Genomic DNA, 19,261 nt, shown 5'->3' with positions numbered 1-19,261 from the left:
AAAGAGCGGACGCGGAGCGTCCATAGAGGCGTTACCACGCAGAGCGTGGGAACGATCGGGTTCGTCAGGAGAACAATAAAAATGATCTTCACCCAGGAACACGAAGCACTGCGTCGCACGGTCCGCCAGTTCGTCGATCACGAGATCAATCCACACGTCGAGGAATGGGAGAAGGCCGGGCGCTTCCCGATCCACGAGATCTTCCGCAAGGCCGGCGACCTCGGCCTGCTGGGGATTTCCAAACCGGAAAAATTCGGTGGGATGGGACTCGACTACAGCTATTCGATCGTCGCGGCCGAAGAGTTCGGCACGATTCACTGTGGCGGGATCCCGATGTCCATCGGCGTGCAGACCGACATGTGCACGCCTGCCCTCGCCCGCTTCGGCTCCGATGAACTGCGCGAAGAATTCCTGCGCCCAGCGATCACCGGCGAACAAGTCGGTTGCATCGGCGTTTCCGAGGTCGGCGCCGGGTCCGACGTGGCCGGCTTGAAAACCACCGCCCGCAAGGACGGCCACGACTACGTGATCAACGGCAGCAAGATGTGGATCACCAACTCGCCGAGCGCCGACTTCATCTGCCTGCTGGCCAACACCTCCGACGACAAACCGCACGTCAACAAATCGCTGATCATGGTGCCGATGAACACACCGGGCATCAGCCTCAGTTCGCATCTGGACAAGCTCGGCATGCGCAGTTCGGAAACCGCCCAGGTGTTTTTCGACAACGTGCGCGTGCCGCAACGCAACCGCATCGGCCATGAAGGCGCGGGTTTCATGATGCAGATGCTGCAGTTTCAGGAAGAGCGTCTGTTCGGCGCGGCGAACATGATCAAGGGCCTGGAATACTGCGTCGACAGCACCATCGAGTACTGCAAGGAACGCAAAACCTTTGGCAGTGCGCTGATCGACAATCAGGTCATTCACTTCCGCCTGGCCGAACTGCAGACCGAAATCGAATGCTTGCGGGCGCTGGTCTATCAGGCCACCGAGCAGTACATCAAAGGTCAGGACGTTACGCGCCTGGCATCAATGGCCAAACTCAAGGCCGGGCGCCTGGGCCGCGAAGTCAGCGACAGCTGCCTGCAATATTGGGGTGGCATGGGCTTCATGTGGGACAACCCGGTGGCCCGCGCCTACCGTGACGTGCGGCTGGTGTCGATCGGCGGCGGCGCCGACGAAATCATGCTGGGGATCATCTGCAAACTCATGGGCATCCTGCCGGGGAAAAAGAAATGAGCGCCCTGCCGGTGTGCCAGACCTTGCTGCTCGAATCCCATAACGGCGTGCTGCACATCACCCTTAATCGCCCGGAAAGCCGCAACGCCATGAGCTTGCAGATGGTCGCCGAACTGCGCACGGTGCTGGCCGCAGTGCGTGATGATCGAGCGGTTCGTGCGCTGGTGATCGGTGGTGCCGGTGGGCATTTTTGTGCTGGCGGCGACATCAAGGACATGGCCAATTCCCGGGCTCAAGGCACGCAGGCCTATCGCGATTTGAACCGAGCGTTCGGCGCGCTGCTGCAAGAGGTGCAACACGCCCCGCAAGTGGTCATCACGGTGCTGCAAGGCGCGGTGCTCGGCGGTGGATTGGGGCTCGCGTGCGTCAGTGATGTTGCCCTGGCCGATCATAATGCGCAGTTCGGTCTGCCGGAAACCAGCCTCGGTCTGCTGCCCGCGCAGATCGCGCCATTCGTGGTCCAGCGCATCGGCCTGACCCAGGCGCGTCGACTGGCACTGACGGCCGCGCGTTTCGATGGCACCCAGGCGCGGCGCATGGGCCTGGTGCATTTCGTCGAGCATGACGCGCAAGCCTTGGCCGAGCGTCTCGATGAAATCCTCGCCCATGTGTTGTGCTGCGCGCCGGGGGCGAATGCCACGACCAAAAAATTATTGCTGGCGAGTGCGGGACAGCCTTCGGACGCCTTGCTGGATGAAGCGGCCGGGTGGTTCAGCGAAGCGGTGACCGGGGCTGAAGGGGTCGAGGGGACGATGGCCTTTGTGCAAAAACGTAAACCGGGGTGGGCTTCCTAAAAGCTTCGCGGGCAAGCCTCGCTCCTACAGAGGTTGATGATGCCCTTGTAGGAGCGAGGCTTGCCCGCGAAGAGGCCATCACTTTCACCGCAAAATTCAGGGAACAACCCATGCCCGGACTCAGCAAAATCCTCATCGCCAACCGCGGTGAAATCGCCTGCCGCATCCAGCGCACCGCCCATGCCCTGGGATACCGCACCGTTGCCGTGTTCAGCGATGCCGACGCCGACGCCTTGCACGTCCAAATGGCCGACGAAGCCGTCAACATCGGCCCGGCCCCGGTGCAGCAGTCCTACCTGAACATCCCGGCGATCATCGACGCCGCCCGACGCAGCGGTGCCGACGCGATCCATCCCGGCTACGGCTTCCTCTCGGAAAACGCCGAATTCGCCCTCGCCTGCCAACACGCCGGCATCACCTTCATCGGCCCGAGCCCTGAAGCGATCGACTTGATGGGCAGCAAGCGCCTGTCGAAACTCGCCATGCTCGCGGCCGGCGTGCCGTGCATCAAAGGCTATCAGGACGCCGAGCAGGACGACTCGACCCTGAGCCGCGAAGCCGCGCGCATCGGCTACCCGCTGATGATCAAGGCCAGCGCCGGCGGTGGCGGGCGCGGCATGCGCCTGGTGCACAGCGCCGACGATTTGCTGGAACAGCTGCGAACCGCGCGCTCCGAAGCGCTGCATGGGTTCGGCAGCGACGAACTGATCCTCGAACAAGCGCTGATCGATCCACGTCATGTCGAGGTTCAGGTGTTTGGCGACCAGCACGGCAACCTGATCTACCTCGGCGAGCGTGACTGTTCGATCCAGCGCCGCCACCAGAAAGTCATCGAAGAAGCGCCCTGCCCGGTGATGACCGCCGAGTTGCGCCGGGCCATGGGCGAAGCGGCGCTCAAGGCCGGGCGCGCGGTGAATTATGTGGGCGCCGGCACCGTGGAATTCCTGCTGGATGCACGCGGGCAATTCTACTTTCTGGAGATGAACACCCGACTGCAAGTGGAACACCCGGTGACCGAAATGATCACCGGCCTTGATCTGGTGGCCTGGCAGCTGCTTGTCGCCGAAGGGCTGCCGCTGCCTTTGAAACAGGAAGAAGTGCGGCTCATCGGGCATGCCATGGAAGTGCGTTTGTACGCCGAAGATCCGGCACAGGGCTTTTTGCCGCAAACCGGTCGAATCGAGGCGTGGGAGCTTGCGTTGCAAGACGGCGTACGGATCGATCATGGCTTGATCGAAGGCCAGAACATCAGCCCCTTTTACGATCCGCTGCTCGGTAAAATCATCGCCCATGGCGCGACCCGTGAAGAAGCCCGGCGCAGACTGCTGCGGGCTGTGCAGGACAGCGTGCTGCTGGGTGTGCAAAGCAATCAGCGCTTGCTCGCCAGCCTGCTGCAACACCCGCAGTTCATCAGCGGTGACTTCAGTACCGGGTTCATCCCGAGCTGTTTTGCCGACCATCCTTGCCTGCATCCAAGGGTTCCGAGCGCCGAAGAACTGGCCATTGCTGCGGCGTTGTTCTATCACGCCTCGGCGCAGACCCATCCCGCCCCGCTGGCCGGTTGGCGGAACAACGCCAGCGTGCCTCTGCATTTTCGAATCGGCCAGGAGGATCAGGACTGGCCGGTGGAACTGAACGCAGCGCCTGACTCGCCGTACCGCTTGCAAGTCGGCAGCCGAACCCTCGAATTGAAGGTCATCCAGTGCGACGGGCACGGGGCAACACTGATGATCGACGGCATCCGCCAACGCCATGCCTACCGCCTCGCGGCCGGGCAACTCTGGCTGTTCACCCGCCCCGGCAGCCTGCGTCTGGTCGATCGGACCCAAGCCTTGGTCAGCAGCCAGTCCAGCGTCAGCACCGGTACCCTCAAGGCGCCCATGGACGGGGCGATCGTCGACGTATTGGTCAGCGAGGGCAGTCCGGTCAGCAAAGGTCAGCTGCTTGTGGTGCTCGAAGCGATGAAAATGGAACACCCGCTCAAATCAGGGATCGACGGGGTGCTTAAACGCTTGCAGGTGCGGGTCGGCGATCAGGTCAAGAATCGTCAGATTTTGTTGGAGGTCGAATAAGCCGCTAGGCGGATCCGCCGGCTTTGGCTACGCTCAAGCCCTATCACGACGCGGATACCAGGAACCCTGCAATGCCTCACTGGCTGGTGATCGATCTGGAAGCCACCACCGATGACGGTGGCTGGCCAGTAACGGAAATGGAAATCATCGAAATCGGTGCCACCCTGGTGGACCGAAAAGGATGCGAAGTGGATTGTTTCCAGTGCTTCGTACGGCCATTGGTGCGGCCGCTGCTGACGCCATTTTGCCGGGAACTGACGCACATCACTCAGGCTAACGTCGATGCAGCGCAGACGCTGAGCGAGGTCTGGCCGTCCTTCGAGCAATGGCTCGGGCGCCATCAATCGGTTCTGGAGGGCTGGGCCAGTTGGGGCGATTACGATCGCAAGCAACTGCTTCAGGAATGGCAGCGACTAAAACTGGTCAGCGTTCTGGGTAGCGTGCCTCACATGAATCTCAAACAGCGCTTTGCCAAGGCCCTACGCCTGGAGCGCCCGCTGGGACTCAACGGGGCCCTGCAACTGGTGGGCATGCAGTTCAATGGCCAACAGCATCGGGCACTGGAGGACGCGCGCAATACGGCGCGTTTGTTGCCACAGGTTTTCCCCCAGGAGAGGTGACGGCATTCGAGGCCTTGTGCATACTGGCCGGCCCTTTTCAGCCCTTTTCGAGGAATCGCCCATGTTTAAAGTCAACGAGTACTTCGACGGCACCGTCAAGTCGATCGCCTTTGGCACCGCTGAAGGTCCTGCGACCATCGGCGTCATGGCTCCGGGCGAATACGAATTCGGCACCAGCCAGCGCGAAATCATGCACGTGGTGACCGGCGCCCTGAGCGTCAAACTGCCTGACAGCACCGATTGGGAAACCTTCGCCGCCGGCAGCCAGTTCAACGTACCTGCCAACAGCAAGTTCCAGCTGAAAGTGGCCGTCGACACCGCTTATCTGTGTGAATACCGCGGCTAAACCCCCGGGTTTTCACAGCGACAAAAAAATGCCCGGGTCCTTTTGGGACCCGGGCATTTTTTCATCCGGCGGGTTTATTCCAGGAGGGTCACTGGCATACCGACTTCAAGTTGGCCATTGCTGTCGTTGACCAGGTTCTGCCCGAACATCGCGCCGTCGGCTTCTGAACGGTATTTCTGCAACGTTGCCAGAGGTTCGCGATCATCGCTGCGCAGACCGGTTTGCGGGTCGATGGTGGTCAGGATGCAGCGCGAACAGGACTTGACTACACGGAACTCGACATCGCCAATACGGATACGCTTCCAGCGGTCTTCGGCATACGCCTCGCTGCCCTCAATCACCAGATTCGGTCGAAAGCGCAGCATTTCCAGCGGACGCCCGACCTTTTGCGACAAGTCTTCCAGGGACGCCTGGCCGATCAGCAACAGCGGGAAGCCATCGGCGAACGCCACTTGATCGTCATCCCTGCCGTAGCCCGCTTGCGTGGTGCGCGCGCGATCCAGTGGAATTTGCACCAGGCGCGTCGGCTTCCCAATGAATTCACTGACCCAGGTGCCCGCCTCATCGCCGGCATCGGGTACGCGCAGACTGTCTTTGAAGATCGTCACGCCCCGCAGTTCTGCATCGCTGGCGGGTAACGCAATGTCGATGGGGGAGCGGCCGGGAGCACTGAGGGTCAAGCCACCGTCGGCATTCCACAATGCCGACAACTGACTCATCTGCCCCACCACGCGCTGGGTCAGGAAGCGCCCGCTAGCCTCGTCCACGAGCATCCAGCGTCGATCACCGTCCAGACCGAGTTTGTCGAGGCTGGCCTGCTGCAGGGGCTCGGCCTTGCCGGATTTCAACGGATAACGGTAAAGCGCGCTCAGACGCAACATGGCCAGCTCCCTGATGGGCAAAAAATGCCACCCTATACGACCTTGGGCGCCGAATCAAAGGCTGAAAACCGATCTCTGTTTACCTTGTGGGAGCGGGCTTGCTCCCACAGGCTGGTTGCTCAGGTCGTGATCAGGCCGGCACTTCGTCGAGCATCAGGCGCTGGCGCACCACGTCGACGAGTTTGTCCGGCTGGAACTTGGAGAGGAAGTTGTCGCAGCCGACCTTCTTGACCATCGAATCGTTGAAGCTGCCCGACAGCGACGTGTGCAGCACCACGTAAAGTCCGCGCAGACGCGGGTCGTTACGGATTTCGGTGGTCAGGCGATAGCCGTCCATTTCCGGCATTTCCGCGTCGGTAAAGACCATCAGCAGTTTGTCGGTCATCGACACGCCCGTATCGGCCCAGGCCTTGAGCATGTTCAGCGCCTTCAAGCCGTCGCTGGCGATGTGCATCTTCACGCCCAACTGGCCCAGGGTGTCGCGCAATTGCGATAAGGCGACGTTGGAGTCGTCCACCAGCAACACTTCACGACCACGGGCGCGTTCCAGCACCGGGTCGTCGAGTTTTTCGCGCGAGACCTTGGCGTTGTACGGCACGATTTCGGCCAGGACTTTTTCGACGTCGATGATTTCAACCAACTGGTCGTCGACCTTGCTGATGGCGGTCAGGTAATGCTGGCGGCCGGCGCTGGTGGGCGGCGGCAGAATAGCTTCCCAGTTCATGTTGACGATGCGGTCTACGCCGCCGACCAGGAACGCCTGCACCGAACGGTTGTACTCGGTGACGATGATCGTACTGGTAGGGCTAGGCACCAGCGGACGCATGCCGATGGCCTGGGACAGGTCAATCACCGGCAACGTCTGCCCACGCAAGTTGACCACGCCGCAGACAAACGGATGGCGCTGGGGCATCAGGGTCAGCTTTGGCAGTTGCAGCACTTCCTGCACTTTGAAGACGTTGATCGCGAACAATTGCCGACCGGCCAGCCGGAACATGAGAATTTCCAGGCGATTCTCACCCACCAGTTGCGTGCGTTGGTCTACCGTGTCGAGAATGCCGGCCATTAATGACTCCTGGGCTAGTACTGATGAATTCACTAAAGAGGGTTATCGGCTGTTTTTGCCAGACCTTGACCCTGAGACAAAATGCCACGACCGGGCATTGATGTCACATTAACATCATGCTTTACTGGCGCCGTGATTTCATCTGCTTCACTCCCTGCGGCGCGACCTCGGTTTGCACGTTAGGTTCCCCTGTGTAAGGGATTCCCCTAGTAACAATCAGGCCCAACCTGATATTCGCAATATCCAATAGCCATTAATGTGACGCCATTCTCATTGCATGAACGGAGTCAGGCTTTTGTGTGCGATCGCAGGTAAGTGGCCATCCACCCTCTCGAGTTCCCCAGCCTGCGCCCAGGCCTGCCGGAGCGCGATCTCATGCCGGCACGGCAGCGTCGGGATGCTGGACGTCTTCGTCGACACACACGACATCCCCTCATTTGACATGACGTTGTGGAGATAAGCATGCCGAACGACCCTAAACAGTGGGCCCAGCGTTTACCGGAATTTCTTGTCGAAGCTGAAACACTCCTGGCCAAATCGGAGGAGTGCCTGAGCCATCTGCAGCTCATCAGCAATGACAAGGACGCAATCGATTGCATGCTCAGCAGTCTGCTCAAATTGGCCAGCAGAGCCGATGCCCTGGCGCTGGAAGCGGTGTCCGAATTTTCGCTGCACATCCACGGCTTGCTGAACCACGCCCAAAGCCACATGCAACTGCACGACCAGGCCTTGGGTGCACTGAAGGACTGCTTTACGTTGATGGCCTGGCAACTTGAACTCATCGACCAGACCACCGGCCAACTCAGCCTGGATGACAGTGAACAGACTTCCCTGATTGAAGCCTTTGCGTTTCAGGTCGGACAAAGTCATTTTCAGTTAGCGGTTAATTCCAAACCGTTCACGCTCGTTTCCTATTCTGAGCGACAGGCTTAATTCATCCGACAACTAGACCAGCGTTGCGTATTCTTATTGCCATGATGCCGCTCATCAACTTGGGTGCGCTCATGTCGCAATTGAATATTTCATACCTGTCAACGACAGTTCGATACAAACAATTACCCCATCCGTAAAACTTTTTCCATTGTGGAACTATCGTCCAGAGCTTTTAATTCCTGACCAAACAGACATATATAGCAAACGCGACCGACGGTACCTTAAGTGGTATTATGCCGACCATTAGTTGACGCCAATTAATGGCAGAGTGATTCCAGATGAGAGCAGTCCAATAAGTTGAAGGTTGTAGTTTCAACCCTGGACTGCACCCTGCTAAAGACGAGTCACTACAGATTTTCAGACAGAGACCCGTCAGCCACCATGGCCGGTCTGCCCGCAGCGAACATCCATTGGCTCCATCCGCTATGTACGCCAGTCTCAAGTCAATCACCCTATGGCCACCCTCTCAAACAAACGCGCGACGGTTCACGCTTTTGCTGTGCACCAGCTCGGCACTTGGCAGCTTGCTGGCCTTCAGCCTGTCTGTCCCACTGCCGGTTAGCCTGCTGGTACTCAATATGGCGGCACTCGCCTGCGTCTGGGCGCAACATTGCCTCTCGCGCAAGTCGATAAAATTTCAGCCGCAAGAACTGGCCGACCGTCTGCTGGAAGTACAGGAAAACGAACGTCACCGGCTCAGTCGTGAATTGCATGACGACATCGGCCAGTTGCTGACCGCTGCAAAACTTCAAAGTGAATGGCTCAAACGCCGGATGCCTGAAGACATGCAAGGCCAGTGCTCGGTGCTCTGCGACACACTGGACGAAACCCTGGCCAAGGTTCGTGATGTCTCGGCCATTCTCAATCCCAGGCAGTTGGCCAGTCTCGGGCTGGAAGCCAGTTTGCGTGCGCATTTGCTCAAGACTCTGGCCAATACATCGATGCACTGGAGCCTGGAATGCCATCAACGGCTGACCGGCATACCGGAAGAAATGGCGGTGGCCGCCTTTCGAATCACCCAGGAAGCGGTCACCAATATTCTGCGCCACGCCGAAGCAAACAATCTGTTGATCCGCCTGCAACGCACGCCCAAGGGTTTGGCGCTGTTGATCAGCGACGACGGCCTGGGGTTCGCGCCAGCCGCAGACCCCGGTCGAGAGGGACAACGCGGGATGGCCGGGATGGTGGAGCGGATCGATCAACTGGGCGGTACCCTGGTCGTGACCAGCGAGCCAGGCAAAGGCACTCAAATCGAAGCACTCTTTCCCTGGGCGCCCCGTGCGCTCGAACGGGCCAGTACGAATAAGGTTATGCATTGACTTGTAACTTACTTCTGGTGGATGACCACTCGCTTATCAGGGCAGGCGTGCGCGCTCTGGTGCTGGATATTCCCGGCTACGCGGTCATTGGTGAGGCCAATGACGGCTCGCAGCTACTCGAGATGGTCGAGAAGCTGTCCCCTGACATCGTTCTGCTGGATATCTCCATGAAGGAGACCGGCGGCCTTGAAGCCTTGCAGCGACTCAAGCGGGTCCGCCCGCAAAGCAAGGTGCTGATCCTGTCGATGCACACCGACCCGGGCCTGATCATGCAGGCGCTTGAGTCCGGTGCTCATGGCTATTTGCTCAAAGACACCACGGCCACCGAGCTGGAACATGCCCTGGATGCCTTGCGCAATAACGAACGCTACCTGAGCCCGGCCATTGCCCACACGGTCATCAATCAGGCACTGATCCGCAACCAGAAGCATCAGCCCGAGCCTGCGGACTCGCACAACCTGACGGCCCGCCAGCTGGAAATCCTGCGACTGATTGTTCGCGGCAAATCCACCCGGGAAATAGCCAATGGCCTGGGCCTCAGCATCAAAACCGTTGAAACCCACCGCTCGCAAATCATGAAGCGCTTGCAAATCTACGATGTGGCCGGCCTGGTGCTGTTTGCCGTGCGCGAGCAAATCATCAGTCTGGATGACTGACCGTTTTCGAAGCGCTCAGCAGTGGCGAGTTCTCCGGTAAATGCACGCGCAATGCCGCTGGACGGGCCGAGAATCGCAGGTTCTCGCTCTCGATAGGTTCGCCATCCAGATTGATGTAGAGGCCTTCCGCAACCTTGATCTCGACCCATGGCAGGCGAGCTCGCACAAACATATTGTCGATGCCGAAGCCATCGGCCAGCAGCGTTTTCAACGTACCGACCACTTCCTGCGGCGCAGGCAAAATGCTGATATCCAGCAGCCCATCGTCAGCCAGCGCCTCCGGGCACAGTACGTGACCACCACCAGCCTGCCGGCCATTGCCGATACCCAACGCCAATAGCTCACCACTCCATTGAAAGTCCGGCCCCTGCAACTCGCCGTAGGCGGCATGCAGCTCGCTGAAGCGCGATAACCCGGTGAACAGATAAGCCGCGCCCCCGAGGACTTTCTTCAAGTCTTCCGAGGTATTCGCCGTGACCTGACTGCCAAAGCCTCCGGTGGCCATGTTCAGAAAGACTTGACCGCCGACCTCTCCCAGATCGATAGCGTGCGGCGCGGCCTCCAGAAGGTCCAGCGCCAGAGCGGGCTCGAGCGGCACGCCGGCAGCACGCGCAAAATCGTTGGCGGTGCCCAACGGCATCAGCACCAGGCTGGCCTGCGTCGAATGCGCAGCCATGGCCTCGGCGATATCACGCAAGGTGCCATCACCGCCGCCGGCAACGAGTTGCGTATAGCCTGCGTTCAGCGCTTCTTCCACCATCCGCTGCGCGTCACCCGCCTCCCAGGTCACTCGGACCGCCAACTCCCAGCCTTGCTGGCGCTTCACGTCGACGGCCGCGCGGACCTCCTCGTTGAGTGCCTGCTTGCCATGCAGAATCAACAGCGCCTTGCGCTCACTCATCATTGTCGCTCCCATGTTTGGAATCCGTATGGGAGATATTGACCTCACCACCTCCTATAAAAGTCGCAAGGATTTGAATTTTTTTGACGCGTGCAGCTTTGCGGTCCTACAGCGCGGGAAATTTTCCTACAACATGTGCGGAATCGGCTCAATTGACCAACCTTGGCGATTGGTACACCTTGGTGTCCGCGGCATCAGTCATCAACATTAAATACACAGGGATGTGCAAACCATGAGTAGACCTTCTTCAAGGGCCACACAAAGCGCTATCAACAAGAGTGTCGGCCAACCAAAGGGCTTTAAGGCAAGGAGCATTTAGTCCATGCAAAGTCATGACATCAGGTTGCCGATCAGTCAGGTCGCGCCATTGGCAGAAAATCGCGCCAATCATCAGGCTGAATTCAATAACAGCGCAAAGCCCGCCGGAGGAGTTGATATGGAACCTCGCGTCATTGAACTAGAGACACACCTCAAATACATCCGAAGAGACATGGAAGAGGTCCGTGGCGATGTTAAATCCATCAAACACAGGCTGGCCTATTCTGCGGGTGGAACAGCCGTGGTCCTGGGGCTGCTGGGCTGGGTGGCCAACAGCCGCTTTGATCAGGTCGTGTCACTTCTGGTTCGTTAGTCGCTAGCCATGGACGCAAGCTCCGGCACGATCAACCGGGCTTGCGTGGCAAGACTTTCGCCAGAATCAGCTCAGGACTTCGCTCAGCGGAATGAAGTTCACGTAATCACCTTCGATCAACGTGCGGTCTTCCAGTACTTCAACCAGACCATCGGCCCACGCGGCACTGCGGAGCACCCCGGAGCTCTGATTCTTGTAGATGATTGCCCGACCATTCTCCAGGCGTCCACGCAAATACTCTCGGCGATTACCCGCCTTCGGCCAGTCGAACCCAGCAGGCACCTGAAACTTTAATGGCTCGACCTCCCTCACACCCTGGCGGCGCAAGAGATAGGGCCTGGCCAACAAGGCAAATGTAACCAGTGTCGATGCAGGGTTGCCGGGCAAGCCAATCACAGGCACGCCTCGAAAATGACCGAACGTCAGCGGCTTGCCTGGTTTGATGGCGAGTTTCCACAGGGTCAACTCGCCCTCTTCGCGCAAGGCAATGCCCAGAAAATCGGCCTCTCCCACCGACACGCCACCGGTAGAAAGGATCAAGTCGACATCCTTCAACTCGCCAAGGCGGGCACGAGTGGTCGCTAGATCATCGGGCAGAATACCGGCATCGATCACTTCACAACCCAAGCGCTGCAACCAACTGCACAGCAACACACGATTACTGTTGTAAATCTGCCCTGGCCCGAGGGGCTGGCCCGGCTCTATCAACTCATCTCCGGTTGACAGGACCGCGACACGAACCTTGCGAACCACGTTCAGCTCAGCACATCCCAGCGACGCCGCCAGGCCCTGCTCGATAGGTCCCAGGCGGGTGCCAGCCGGCAAGACAAGTTCGCCAACGGTGGTTTCCTGGCCTTGAGGGCGAATATTTTGACCCGGGGTCATCGTCTCGATGAAACGGACGCGCTCGTCCGCGTGGACCTCGGCGTTCTCTTGCATCTCGACGCAATCGGCACCTGCCGGTACAGGCGCGCCAGTAAAGATCCGGGCGCAGGTACCGGGCTTCAACGGTTCGGGTGCCTGGCCGGCGAAAATCTTCTGACTGACCACCAACGGTACTCCCGTCCAGTCAGCCACTCGCAAGGCATAGCCGTCCATGGCACTGTTCGGCCAGGGCGGCAGATCAAGCGTCGAGACCAGGTCATCGGCCAGTATGCGACCTTCAACCCGCGCCAACGGCAAGCGCTCACGCTCACCTATCGTTGATGCCTCAGCCATTTCCAGCAAACGCGCCAGAGCCACTTCGACAGCCATCAAGCTGCCAGTTTTGCCGGGCTTACCCACGGGATTCACAGGGGGCCGCCTGTTTCAGGTGAGCCACGAAATTGCAGGGACGGTGCCGCGAATCCAGCTGTTCGGCGAGGATGCCATCCCAGCCAGTGCGCACAGCGTTGGTCGAACCCGGCAAGCAGCAGACCAGCGTGCCATTGGCCAAACCCGCGAGAGCCCGGGACTGAACAGTTGAGGTGCCGATGTCCGCAACCGAAATTTGCCGGAACAGTTCGCCGAAACCGTCGACCTGCTTGTCCAACAGGCAGCTCACCGCTTCCGGCGTGCTGTCGCGGCCCGTGAACCCGGTACCGCCGGTGATCAACACCACTTGCACGACGTCATCGGCAATCCAGTTGGCGACTTGCGCGCGAATTTTGTAGAGATCATCTTTAAGCAAAACCCGAGCGGCCAGGTTATGTCCGGCAGCGCTCAAGCGGTCGACAAAAAGTTGTCCTGACGTATCACTTTCCAGGGTGCGGGTATCGCTGACCGTCAACACCGCAATGTTTAGCGGCGCGAAAGGTACTTCAGCCTTGGCTTTCATAGGCTCGTCCAGTTGTAGGATAAACAGCCCGGTGTTATATCACAGCGCCCCGTTTTTTCGCCGCCCCCATGGAGACATGGCATGACCTCGAATACACATTTGCCGCCCTGCTCCATTCTGCTCCTGGCCGGTGGCCGAGGCCAACGCATGGGCGGCCAGGACAAGGGTTTGCTGGAATGGCATGGCGAGCCGCTGATTGCCCATCTGCATCGCAAGACCCGTGAGCTGAGCGATGACCTGATCATCTCCTGCAACAGGAACCTGGAAAAATACGCGCCTTATGCCGACCAGTTGGTCCATGACGATCAAAGCGACTTCCCGGGGCCCTTGGCCGGTATTCGCGCCGGCCTCAAGGCCGCCCGCCACCCCTATCTGCTGGTGTTGCCGTGCGATGTGCCGCGCATCGATGCGGCACTGCTCCAGAGCATGCGCGAAACCGCCCGCCAGCATCCGGACAAACCGCTGATGCTGCGCCATGACGAACACTGGGAGCCGCTTCTGTGCATTATCCCGGTGGCGCTCTCGGCAGCGTTCGAAAGTGCCTGGAATGACGGCGAACGCAGCCCGGGTCGCCTCATGCGTAAACTGGGCGCTACCGCCCTGCAATGCCCCGATAACGATCCTCGCCTGGCCAACCTCAACACGCCAGAGCTGTTAAGTGCACACAACACTGTGTCAGACTGACACGAGAAGGAACTTGCGCGCGTTGTATACGTCTCAAGCTCAGTAACTAAAAGAATTCATATTCGGAGACACACTCATGACTCAACGGACCCTCGCCACTTTCATGCTCGCACTGGGCCTTGCGACCCTCGCCGGTTGCGCATCGCCTACAGTGATCACCTTGAATGACGGTCGCGAAATCCAAGCCGTCGACGCGCCGAAATACGATGAAGAATCGGGTTTCTACGAGTTCCAACAGCTGGACGGCAAACAAACCCGCATCAACAAGGATCAGGTTCGTACCGTTAAAGAGTTGTAATCTTTACGGCACCACCGGATACAGAAAAGCCCGCTTATAGCGGGCTTTTTCGTGCCTGAAGTAATGTGATCACCATTGCAGGGTGATGGTGCTCTCGAATTCACGTTGCTGGCCGGTGACCGGATCGACAAACCGCAAACCCTGAGCCAGCAGCTTCAAGGGATTGGCATAGTCGTCCTCGACATCCTTGAGCACCTGCGGGTAGAACGGGTCGTTGCAGATACTGGCGCCCAAAGCAGTCATGTGCACCCGCAACTGATGTTTCTTGCCGGTCACCGGATAAAGTCCATAACGCCAGAGATCGCCGTTCTTCTCACGAACCTCGACTGCCGTCTCGGTGTTGCTGGCACCCGGACCTTCCTGCATGCGAAAGAATGGCTCGCCATCGACCAGCCGACTTTTATGAACCAGTGGAAAGGTGAGTTCAGGCAATGCGCGGGCGATTGCTTCGTAGCGTTTTTCGATATTCCGTGTAGGAAATAATGACTGGTAAGCCGAGCGACTCTCAGGGTTCGCCGAAAACAACACCAGTCCTGCCGTATGCCGGTCAATGCGATGCAAAGGCACAAGATTCGGGTTATCCAGTCGACGGATCAACCGGCGCAACAACGTCTGCTCCACGTATTCACCAGCAGGCGTCACCGGCAGAAAATGCGGCTTGTCCGCCACCACCAGGTGTTCGTCGGCGTACAGGATCGACTCGACCACCGGGATCGGTTTTTCGTCCGGCACCTCACGGAAGTAATGAATCCTCAGGCCTTCCTTGTAACGCAGATCAAGGGCAATCGGTTGACCTTGCCCGTCTAGCACGCGACCGCGAGCAATTCTGTCCAGCCATTGTTCACGCCCGATGGCGCTGAAATGTTCGCACAGGCAATCGAGCACGGTCTGCCACGGACCCGGCGGCAAATAGAGCGTGCTGGCCTGGTTGTGGGCAGCAGAAAAAGATGAAGTGGACATACGAACGCTCTGACCCTCAATGCAGGACAGCATTATCCAACAGTGGCGGGAACGAACCTAGAAGAGAATCCTCACGCCGGTACCTGCTCGCGCGTCGCCGCCTCGGTGAACTCCTTGAGCCAGCGCAGCACATCGACCGCTTCCCAGCGGCCTGGATCATAAAGCGCATACAACAAGCCCTGATAACCCACGACATCGAGCTGGCGGTGATAACCCGCGCGCTGGAACAACGCTTCGATTTCGGCAAAACAGGTGTTGAAGTGCAGTTTGTTGAAGGGTGTTTTTCCTTCCGTGACCAGACCATCCAGACGCAATTCGAGGACCGCCTCGCGTACAACATCGACCGACATCCGGTTCACGCTGTTTTTCAATTGTTCGACATTGACCACGGTTTTCCCCTCTTACGCCCGAAACTGCCAGCTCGAACCTGAAAATCAGGAGCGAATGACAACATTACGAATAACTGTATACGCATACAGTATCCGAAGAGCATCGGTTAAGCCAAGGGGATCCTTCGCAAAGTTCGACAGACGGGACATCGTTACCAGAAAAGCCGCTTAACGCAGGAACGCTACCACCTCGTCGGCACTGAATGGCCAACCCAGCTCAGCGCCGGTATCAACCCGGCGCAGCACCGGGATACGCAGGCTGTAAGCCTCAAACCACGTCTCATCGTCAGCGATGTCTACCAGCTCCACCAGCAGACCACGCTCGACAAACTCCATCAGCATGGCTTCGGCCACTTCACAGAGATGGCACCCAACGGTACCGAACAGCTGACATTCAGGAGGCATGAGCGCTTACCCTAAAAAATTAAGAGACTATTCTAGGCCCGCCCCGAAAAACCGTCGAGCCGTTGAATTTTCTGCCCTAGAACATGAACGCATTAGCGACGGTAAAACCCTGATGCATATCAGCGGCCTCAAATCCCATTTACGCGATGCTCAGGTTTTTTTTACCTCTACGCTTGAGTAGCCAGAGCCCATCACCGGAGTTTTTTGTGTTTGCCAACCTGTTGATCATCCTCGCCTCCTCCCTCGTGGTCATTGCACTGTTCCAGCGCCTGCGTTTACCGCCAGTGCTGGGCTATCTGTGCGTAGGGCTGATGATCGGGCCGACGGCGTTCAACTGGGTGAATGAAAGCGAAGAGTTACCGGATCTTGCCGAGCTGGGTGTGGTGTTCCTGCTGTTCTCCCTTGGGCTGGAGTTTTCCCTGTCGAAGATGATCGCATTGCGTCGGGTGGTGTTCGGCCTTGGCAGCCTGCAAGTATTGGTGTCCGGAATTTTGATGGGCGCATTGCTGATGCTATTCGGAATGCCGACGACGCCCGCATTGTTACTCGGTGCCGGTCTGTCGCTGTCTTCCACTGCGATCGTCAGCAAGGAGCTGAGCAGCCTCGGCGAGATTTTCAGCAGCCACGGCCAGAATGCCATCGCCGTGTTGCTGTTTCAGGATGTGGTGGCGGTGCTGTTGCTGACCCTGGTGCCGGTGTTCGCCGGCAACAGCGATCAAGCCTGGTATTGGGCACTGCCGTTGACGCTGGGCAAGACCCTGGTGCTGTTCGGTGGCTTGCTCCTGGCCAGCCGATGGTTGCTGCCCCGCCTGTTCCATGAAGTCGCCGCCGCCCGCTCCCCGGAGCTGTTCGTGCTGCTGGCGCTGGTCATCGTTTTGCTGACCGCGTGGTTGACTCACCTGCTCGGCCTCTCCCCTGCCCTGGGTGCATTTCTCGCCGGCATGTTGCTGGGGGAAAGCCACTATCGGCACCAGATCGAGGCGGACATCCGGCCGTTCCGCGACATCTTGCTCGGGTTGTTTTTCGTCAGCATCGGCATGCTGATCGACTTGCAGCTGTTTGCCAGCCACGGCCTGCTGGTTCTCGGCCTGACGCTTGGGTTACTGCTCATCAAGGGCACCGTGGTCGCGCTGCTGGTCAAATGGCGCGGCAGCGACGGCGAAACCGCCTGGCGCAGTGGCCTGGCCTTGGCTCAGGGTGGCGAGTTCTGCTTTGCGCTGATGGCGCTGATGCAGCAAAACAAACTGATGCCCGCCGACTTCGGAGGTCTTCTGCTGGCCGCGACATTCTGCTCGATGCTGGTGACTCCGTTGCTGCTGCGCGCCGCCCCCCACGTTGCGACACGCCTGCATCGCAAGCCCAACGAAGAAGCGAAACTGGCGGAAATCAGCGCGCTCAACGCCGACTTGCACGACCATGTCGTGATCTGTGGCTACGGTCGCGTGGGTCAGTCCATCGGCCGGGCACTGCGCAATGCGCTGCAACCTTACATTGCACTGGACACCGATCCGGTACGTGTCCAGGAAGCCGCCGTGGGTGAAACCTGTGTGCATTACGGCGACTCGCGACGCGGTGAATTGCTGCTCGCGGTCGGGCTGGCGCGGGCCAGGCTGCTGGTGATTGCCGTGGACCAGACCGACATCGCGCTACTGATACTTGAGGAGGCACGCCGATTGAACGCGACGATTCCGATCCTGGTACGCACCCGGGACGACAGCCAATTGGCCGAGTTGAAGGCGGCCGGCGCCAGCGAAGTCGTGCCCGAGCTGCTGGAGTCGAGCCTGATGCTCGCCTCCCACGCACTGATCATGCTGGGCTTACCCGCGCATCAGGTACAGGAACGGGCCGACCAGATACGGCATGACCGCTATCGTCTGCTGCACGGCTTTTATCCCGGAAGCGACGATGAAGAAAAGTGAATCAGTCCTGGCTCACGGCACCGATCTTGTGCACCGACAAGTCCGCGCCGTAATACTCCTCTTCCTGGCTCAGGCGCAGACCATGCAACGCCTTGATCACGCCGTACACCACAAAACCACCGAGCAGCGCCACGATCACACCCAACGAGGTGCCGATCACCTGGCTGATCAGGCTCACCCCACCCAGACCACCCAATGCACTCTGGCCGAAGATGCCGCAGGCGAGTCCTCCCCAGACACCGCACAAACCATGCAACGGCCAGACACCCAGCACATCGTCGATGCGCCATTTGACTTGAGCCGCGGTAAAGCACCAGACGAACAAGGTCCCGGCGATCACCCCCGTGACCAGTGCGCCCACCGGGTGCATCAAGTCGGAACCGGCGCAGATCGCCACCAACCCGGCCAGCGGGCCGTTATGCAGAAACCCCGGGTCATTGCGTCCGACGATCAGTGCCGCCACGGTGCCGCCGACCATGGCCATCAACGAATTCACTGCGACCAATCCGCTGACGCCTTGCAGCGTTTGTGCGCTCATGACGTTGAAGCCGAACCAGCCGACAATCAGGATCCACGAACCCAATGCCAGAAAAGGGATGCTCGACGGTGCGAACGCCACCAGCCGCCCTTCGCGATAACGCCCCTGCCTTGGTCCCAGCAACAACACCGCCGCGAGCGCCAGCCATCCGCCCATGGCGTGCACCACGACCGAGCCCGCGAAGTCATGGAAGCTGGCGCCAAACTGCTCCAGCAACCAGGCCTGCAACCCAAAATTGCCGTTCCAGATCATGCCTTCAAAGAAGGGATAGATGAACGCCACGATCAGCGCCGTCGCACACAACTGCGGGACGAATCTGGCACGCTCGGCAATGCCTCCGGAAATGATCGCCGGAATCGCCGCCGCGAAGGTCAGCAGAAAGAAAAACTTCACCAGCCCGTAGCCATGGTCGGCGTTGATCACCGCCGCCGGTTGCATGAAGGTGACCCCGTAGGAAATCCAATAGCCTATAAAGAAGTAAGCCAAAGTCGAAATGGCGAAGTCGCTGAGGATCTTCGACAAGGCGTTGACCTGATTCTTTTGTCGAACCGTGCCGACCTCAAGAAAGGCAAAACCGGCGTGCATGGCCAGAACCATGACCGCACCGATAAGGATGAACAGCGTGTTGGAGCTATGGACCAGACTGTCCACAGCGCTTTGCAGATTTTCCATGGGGTTGGCAGACCTGAAGGCTAAAAAAAGCACCAAAGCGGTTCGCACAGAGAGTTTGTGCACCAAGTTGCGGCCCACAGGATCAAGACGTTGATCCCGACGGACCGCTTTGGCGCACAAGA

Annotated in this window: 21 protein-coding genes; 12 read left to right on the top strand and 9 right to left on the bottom strand. The window is 59.0% G+C overall.

The window, feature by feature from the left end; genetic code table 11:
• Nucleotides 1-81: 81 nt before the first annotated feature.
• The 5 genes from atuD to ACIQV9_RS17750 all read left to right on the top strand — a co-directional run bounded on the left by atuD (nt 82) and on the right by ACIQV9_RS17750 (nt 5,071).
• Complete coding sequence (atuD, locus tag ACIQV9_RS17770) at nt 82-1,239, top strand: citronellyl-CoA dehydrogenase (RefSeq protein ID WP_403103949.1); 1,158 nt, start codon at nt 82-84, stop codon at nt 1,237-1,239.
• Complete coding sequence (locus tag ACIQV9_RS17765) at nt 1,236-2,033, top strand: enoyl-CoA hydratase/isomerase family protein (protein ID WP_403103946.1); 798 nt, start codon at nt 1,236-1,238, stop codon at nt 2,031-2,033. Before atuD ends, ACIQV9_RS17765 begins: the two co-directional genes overlap by 4 nt.
• A 110-nt stretch (nt 2,034-2,143) precedes the next feature.
• Complete coding sequence (locus tag ACIQV9_RS17760; protein WP_403103943.1) at nt 2,144-4,105, top strand: acetyl/propionyl/methylcrotonyl-CoA carboxylase subunit alpha; 1,962 nt, start codon at nt 2,144-2,146, stop codon at nt 4,103-4,105.
• A 71-nt stretch (nt 4,106-4,176) separates the two neighbouring features.
• Nucleotides 4,177-4,725 carry an exonuclease domain-containing protein gene (locus ACIQV9_RS17755; protein ID WP_403103940.1) on the top strand — a complete coding sequence of 183 codons (549 nt, stop codon included), beginning with the start codon at nt 4,177-4,179 and terminating at the stop codon, nt 4,723-4,725.
• A 61-nt stretch (nt 4,726-4,786) separates the two neighbouring features.
• Nucleotides 4,787-5,071: a pyrimidine/purine nucleoside phosphorylase gene (locus tag ACIQV9_RS17750; protein WP_403103937.1), complete on the top strand. Its 285-nt coding sequence runs from the start codon at nt 4,787-4,789 to the stop codon at nt 5,069-5,071.
• Between the two features lie 74 nt (nt 5,072-5,145).
• Here the strand turns inward: ACIQV9_RS17750 and ACIQV9_RS17745 are convergent, their stop codons facing one another.
• Nucleotides 5,146-5,952: an MOSC domain-containing protein gene (locus ACIQV9_RS17745; RefSeq protein ID WP_403103935.1), complete on the bottom strand. Its 807-nt coding sequence runs from the start codon at nt 5,950-5,952 to the stop codon at nt 5,146-5,148.
• A 130-nt stretch (nt 5,953-6,082) separates the two neighbouring features.
• Nucleotides 6,083-7,018 carry a chemotaxis protein CheV gene (locus ACIQV9_RS17740; protein WP_131060074.1) on the bottom strand — a complete coding sequence of 312 codons (936 nt, stop codon included), beginning with the start codon at nt 7,016-7,018 and terminating at the stop codon, nt 6,083-6,085.
• Between the two features lie 462 nt (nt 7,019-7,480).
• Here ACIQV9_RS17740 and ACIQV9_RS17735 point away from each other — a divergent pair, with 462 nt between their 5' ends.
• The 3 genes from ACIQV9_RS17735 to ACIQV9_RS17725 all read left to right on the top strand — a co-directional run bounded on the left by ACIQV9_RS17735 (nt 7,481) and on the right by ACIQV9_RS17725 (nt 9,926).
• Nucleotides 7,481-7,951, top strand: a complete 471-nt coding sequence (locus ACIQV9_RS17735; RefSeq protein ID WP_403103932.1) for a hypothetical protein — start codon at nt 7,481-7,483, stop codon at nt 7,949-7,951.
• A gap of 425 nt (nt 7,952-8,376) precedes the next feature.
• Complete coding sequence (locus ACIQV9_RS17730) at nt 8,377-9,270, top strand: sensor histidine kinase (RefSeq protein WP_403104002.1); 894 nt, start codon at nt 8,377-8,379, stop codon at nt 9,268-9,270.
• Nucleotides 9,267-9,926 carry a response regulator gene (locus ACIQV9_RS17725; RefSeq protein ID WP_403103930.1) on the top strand — a complete coding sequence of 220 codons (660 nt, stop codon included), beginning with the start codon at nt 9,267-9,269 and terminating at the stop codon, nt 9,924-9,926. The genes ACIQV9_RS17730 and ACIQV9_RS17725 overlap by 4 nt, the downstream gene beginning before the upstream one ends.
• Here ACIQV9_RS17725 and yegS read toward each other — a convergent pair.
• A complete protein-coding gene (yegS, locus tag ACIQV9_RS17720; protein ID WP_403103927.1) occupies nt 9,910-10,827 on the bottom strand; it encodes a lipid kinase YegS in 918 nt (305 codons plus the stop codon). The two genes, ACIQV9_RS17725 and yegS, sit on opposite strands and share 17 nt — an antisense overlap.
• A gap of 322 nt (nt 10,828-11,149) precedes the next feature.
• Between yegS and ACIQV9_RS17715 the strand changes: the two genes are divergently transcribed.
• Nucleotides 11,150-11,458 (top strand): hypothetical protein, encoded by a 309-nt coding sequence (locus ACIQV9_RS17715; protein ID WP_403103925.1) that lies wholly within the window; start codon nt 11,150-11,152, stop codon nt 11,456-11,458.
• A gap of 66 nt (nt 11,459-11,524) precedes the next feature.
• Here ACIQV9_RS17715 and glp read toward each other — a convergent pair whose 3' ends face one another.
• Together glp and moaB are read right to left on the bottom strand one after the other, a co-directional pair.
• Entirely contained in the window at nt 11,525-12,751 is a 1,227-nt protein-coding gene (glp, locus tag ACIQV9_RS17710) for a gephyrin-like molybdotransferase Glp (protein WP_403103924.1), read from the bottom strand.
• Nucleotides 12,735-13,274, bottom strand: coding sequence for a molybdenum cofactor biosynthesis protein B (gene moaB, locus ACIQV9_RS17705; RefSeq protein ID WP_403103922.1), 540 nt, complete (start codon nt 13,272-13,274; stop codon nt 12,735-12,737). Before moaB ends, glp begins: the two co-directional genes overlap by 17 nt.
• Nucleotides 13,275-13,355: 81 nt before the next feature.
• Between moaB and mobA the strand changes: the two genes are divergently transcribed.
• Together mobA and ACIQV9_RS17695 are read left to right on the top strand one after the other, a co-directional pair.
• A complete protein-coding gene (gene mobA / locus ACIQV9_RS17700) occupies nt 13,356-13,958 on the top strand; it encodes a molybdenum cofactor guanylyltransferase MobA (RefSeq protein WP_403103920.1) in 603 nt (200 codons plus the stop codon).
• A 76-nt stretch (nt 13,959-14,034) separates the two neighbouring features.
• Nucleotides 14,035-14,256 (top strand): YgdI/YgdR family lipoprotein, encoded by a 222-nt coding sequence (locus tag ACIQV9_RS17695; RefSeq protein WP_403103917.1) that lies wholly within the window; start codon nt 14,035-14,037, stop codon nt 14,254-14,256.
• A gap of 69 nt (nt 14,257-14,325) precedes the next feature.
• Here the strand turns inward: ACIQV9_RS17695 and ACIQV9_RS17690 are convergent, their stop codons facing one another.
• The 3 genes from ACIQV9_RS17690 to ACIQV9_RS17680 form a co-directional block, all read right to left on the bottom strand.
• Complete coding sequence (locus ACIQV9_RS17690) at nt 14,326-15,216, bottom strand: pseudouridine synthase (RefSeq protein WP_403103915.1); 891 nt, start codon at nt 15,214-15,216, stop codon at nt 14,326-14,328.
• 71 nt (nt 15,217-15,287) lie between these two features.
• Entirely contained in the window at nt 15,288-15,605 is a 318-nt protein-coding gene (locus tag ACIQV9_RS17685) for a transcriptional regulator (RefSeq protein ID WP_403103912.1), read from the bottom strand.
• Between the two features lie 168 nt (nt 15,606-15,773).
• Nucleotides 15,774-16,010 carry a glutaredoxin family protein gene (locus ACIQV9_RS17680; protein WP_403103910.1) on the bottom strand — a complete coding sequence of 79 codons (237 nt, stop codon included), beginning with the start codon at nt 16,008-16,010 and terminating at the stop codon, nt 15,774-15,776.
• 206 nt (nt 16,011-16,216) lie between these two features.
• Here ACIQV9_RS17680 and ACIQV9_RS17675 point away from each other — a divergent pair, with 206 nt between their 5' ends.
• Nucleotides 16,217-17,929, top strand: coding sequence for a cation:proton antiporter (locus ACIQV9_RS17675; RefSeq protein ID WP_403103907.1), 1,713 nt, complete (start codon nt 16,217-16,219; stop codon nt 17,927-17,929).
• Nucleotide 17,930: 1 nt separating this feature from the next.
• Here the strand turns inward: ACIQV9_RS17675 and ACIQV9_RS17670 are convergent, their stop codons facing one another.
• The gene (locus ACIQV9_RS17670) at nt 17,931-19,139 is read right to left on the bottom strand and encodes an ammonium transporter (RefSeq protein ID WP_403103904.1); all 1,209 of its coding nucleotides are present in this window, start codon (nt 19,137-19,139) and stop codon (nt 17,931-17,933) included.
• Between the last annotated feature and the right edge of the window lie 122 nt (nt 19,140-19,261).

The organism is Pseudomonas sp. NPDC099000 (assembly GCF_044759925.1).
Taxonomy (GTDB): Bacteria; Pseudomonadota; Gammaproteobacteria; order Pseudomonadales; family Pseudomonadaceae; genus Aquipseudomonas.
This window is presented reverse-complemented; position numbering and strand designations above follow the sequence as displayed.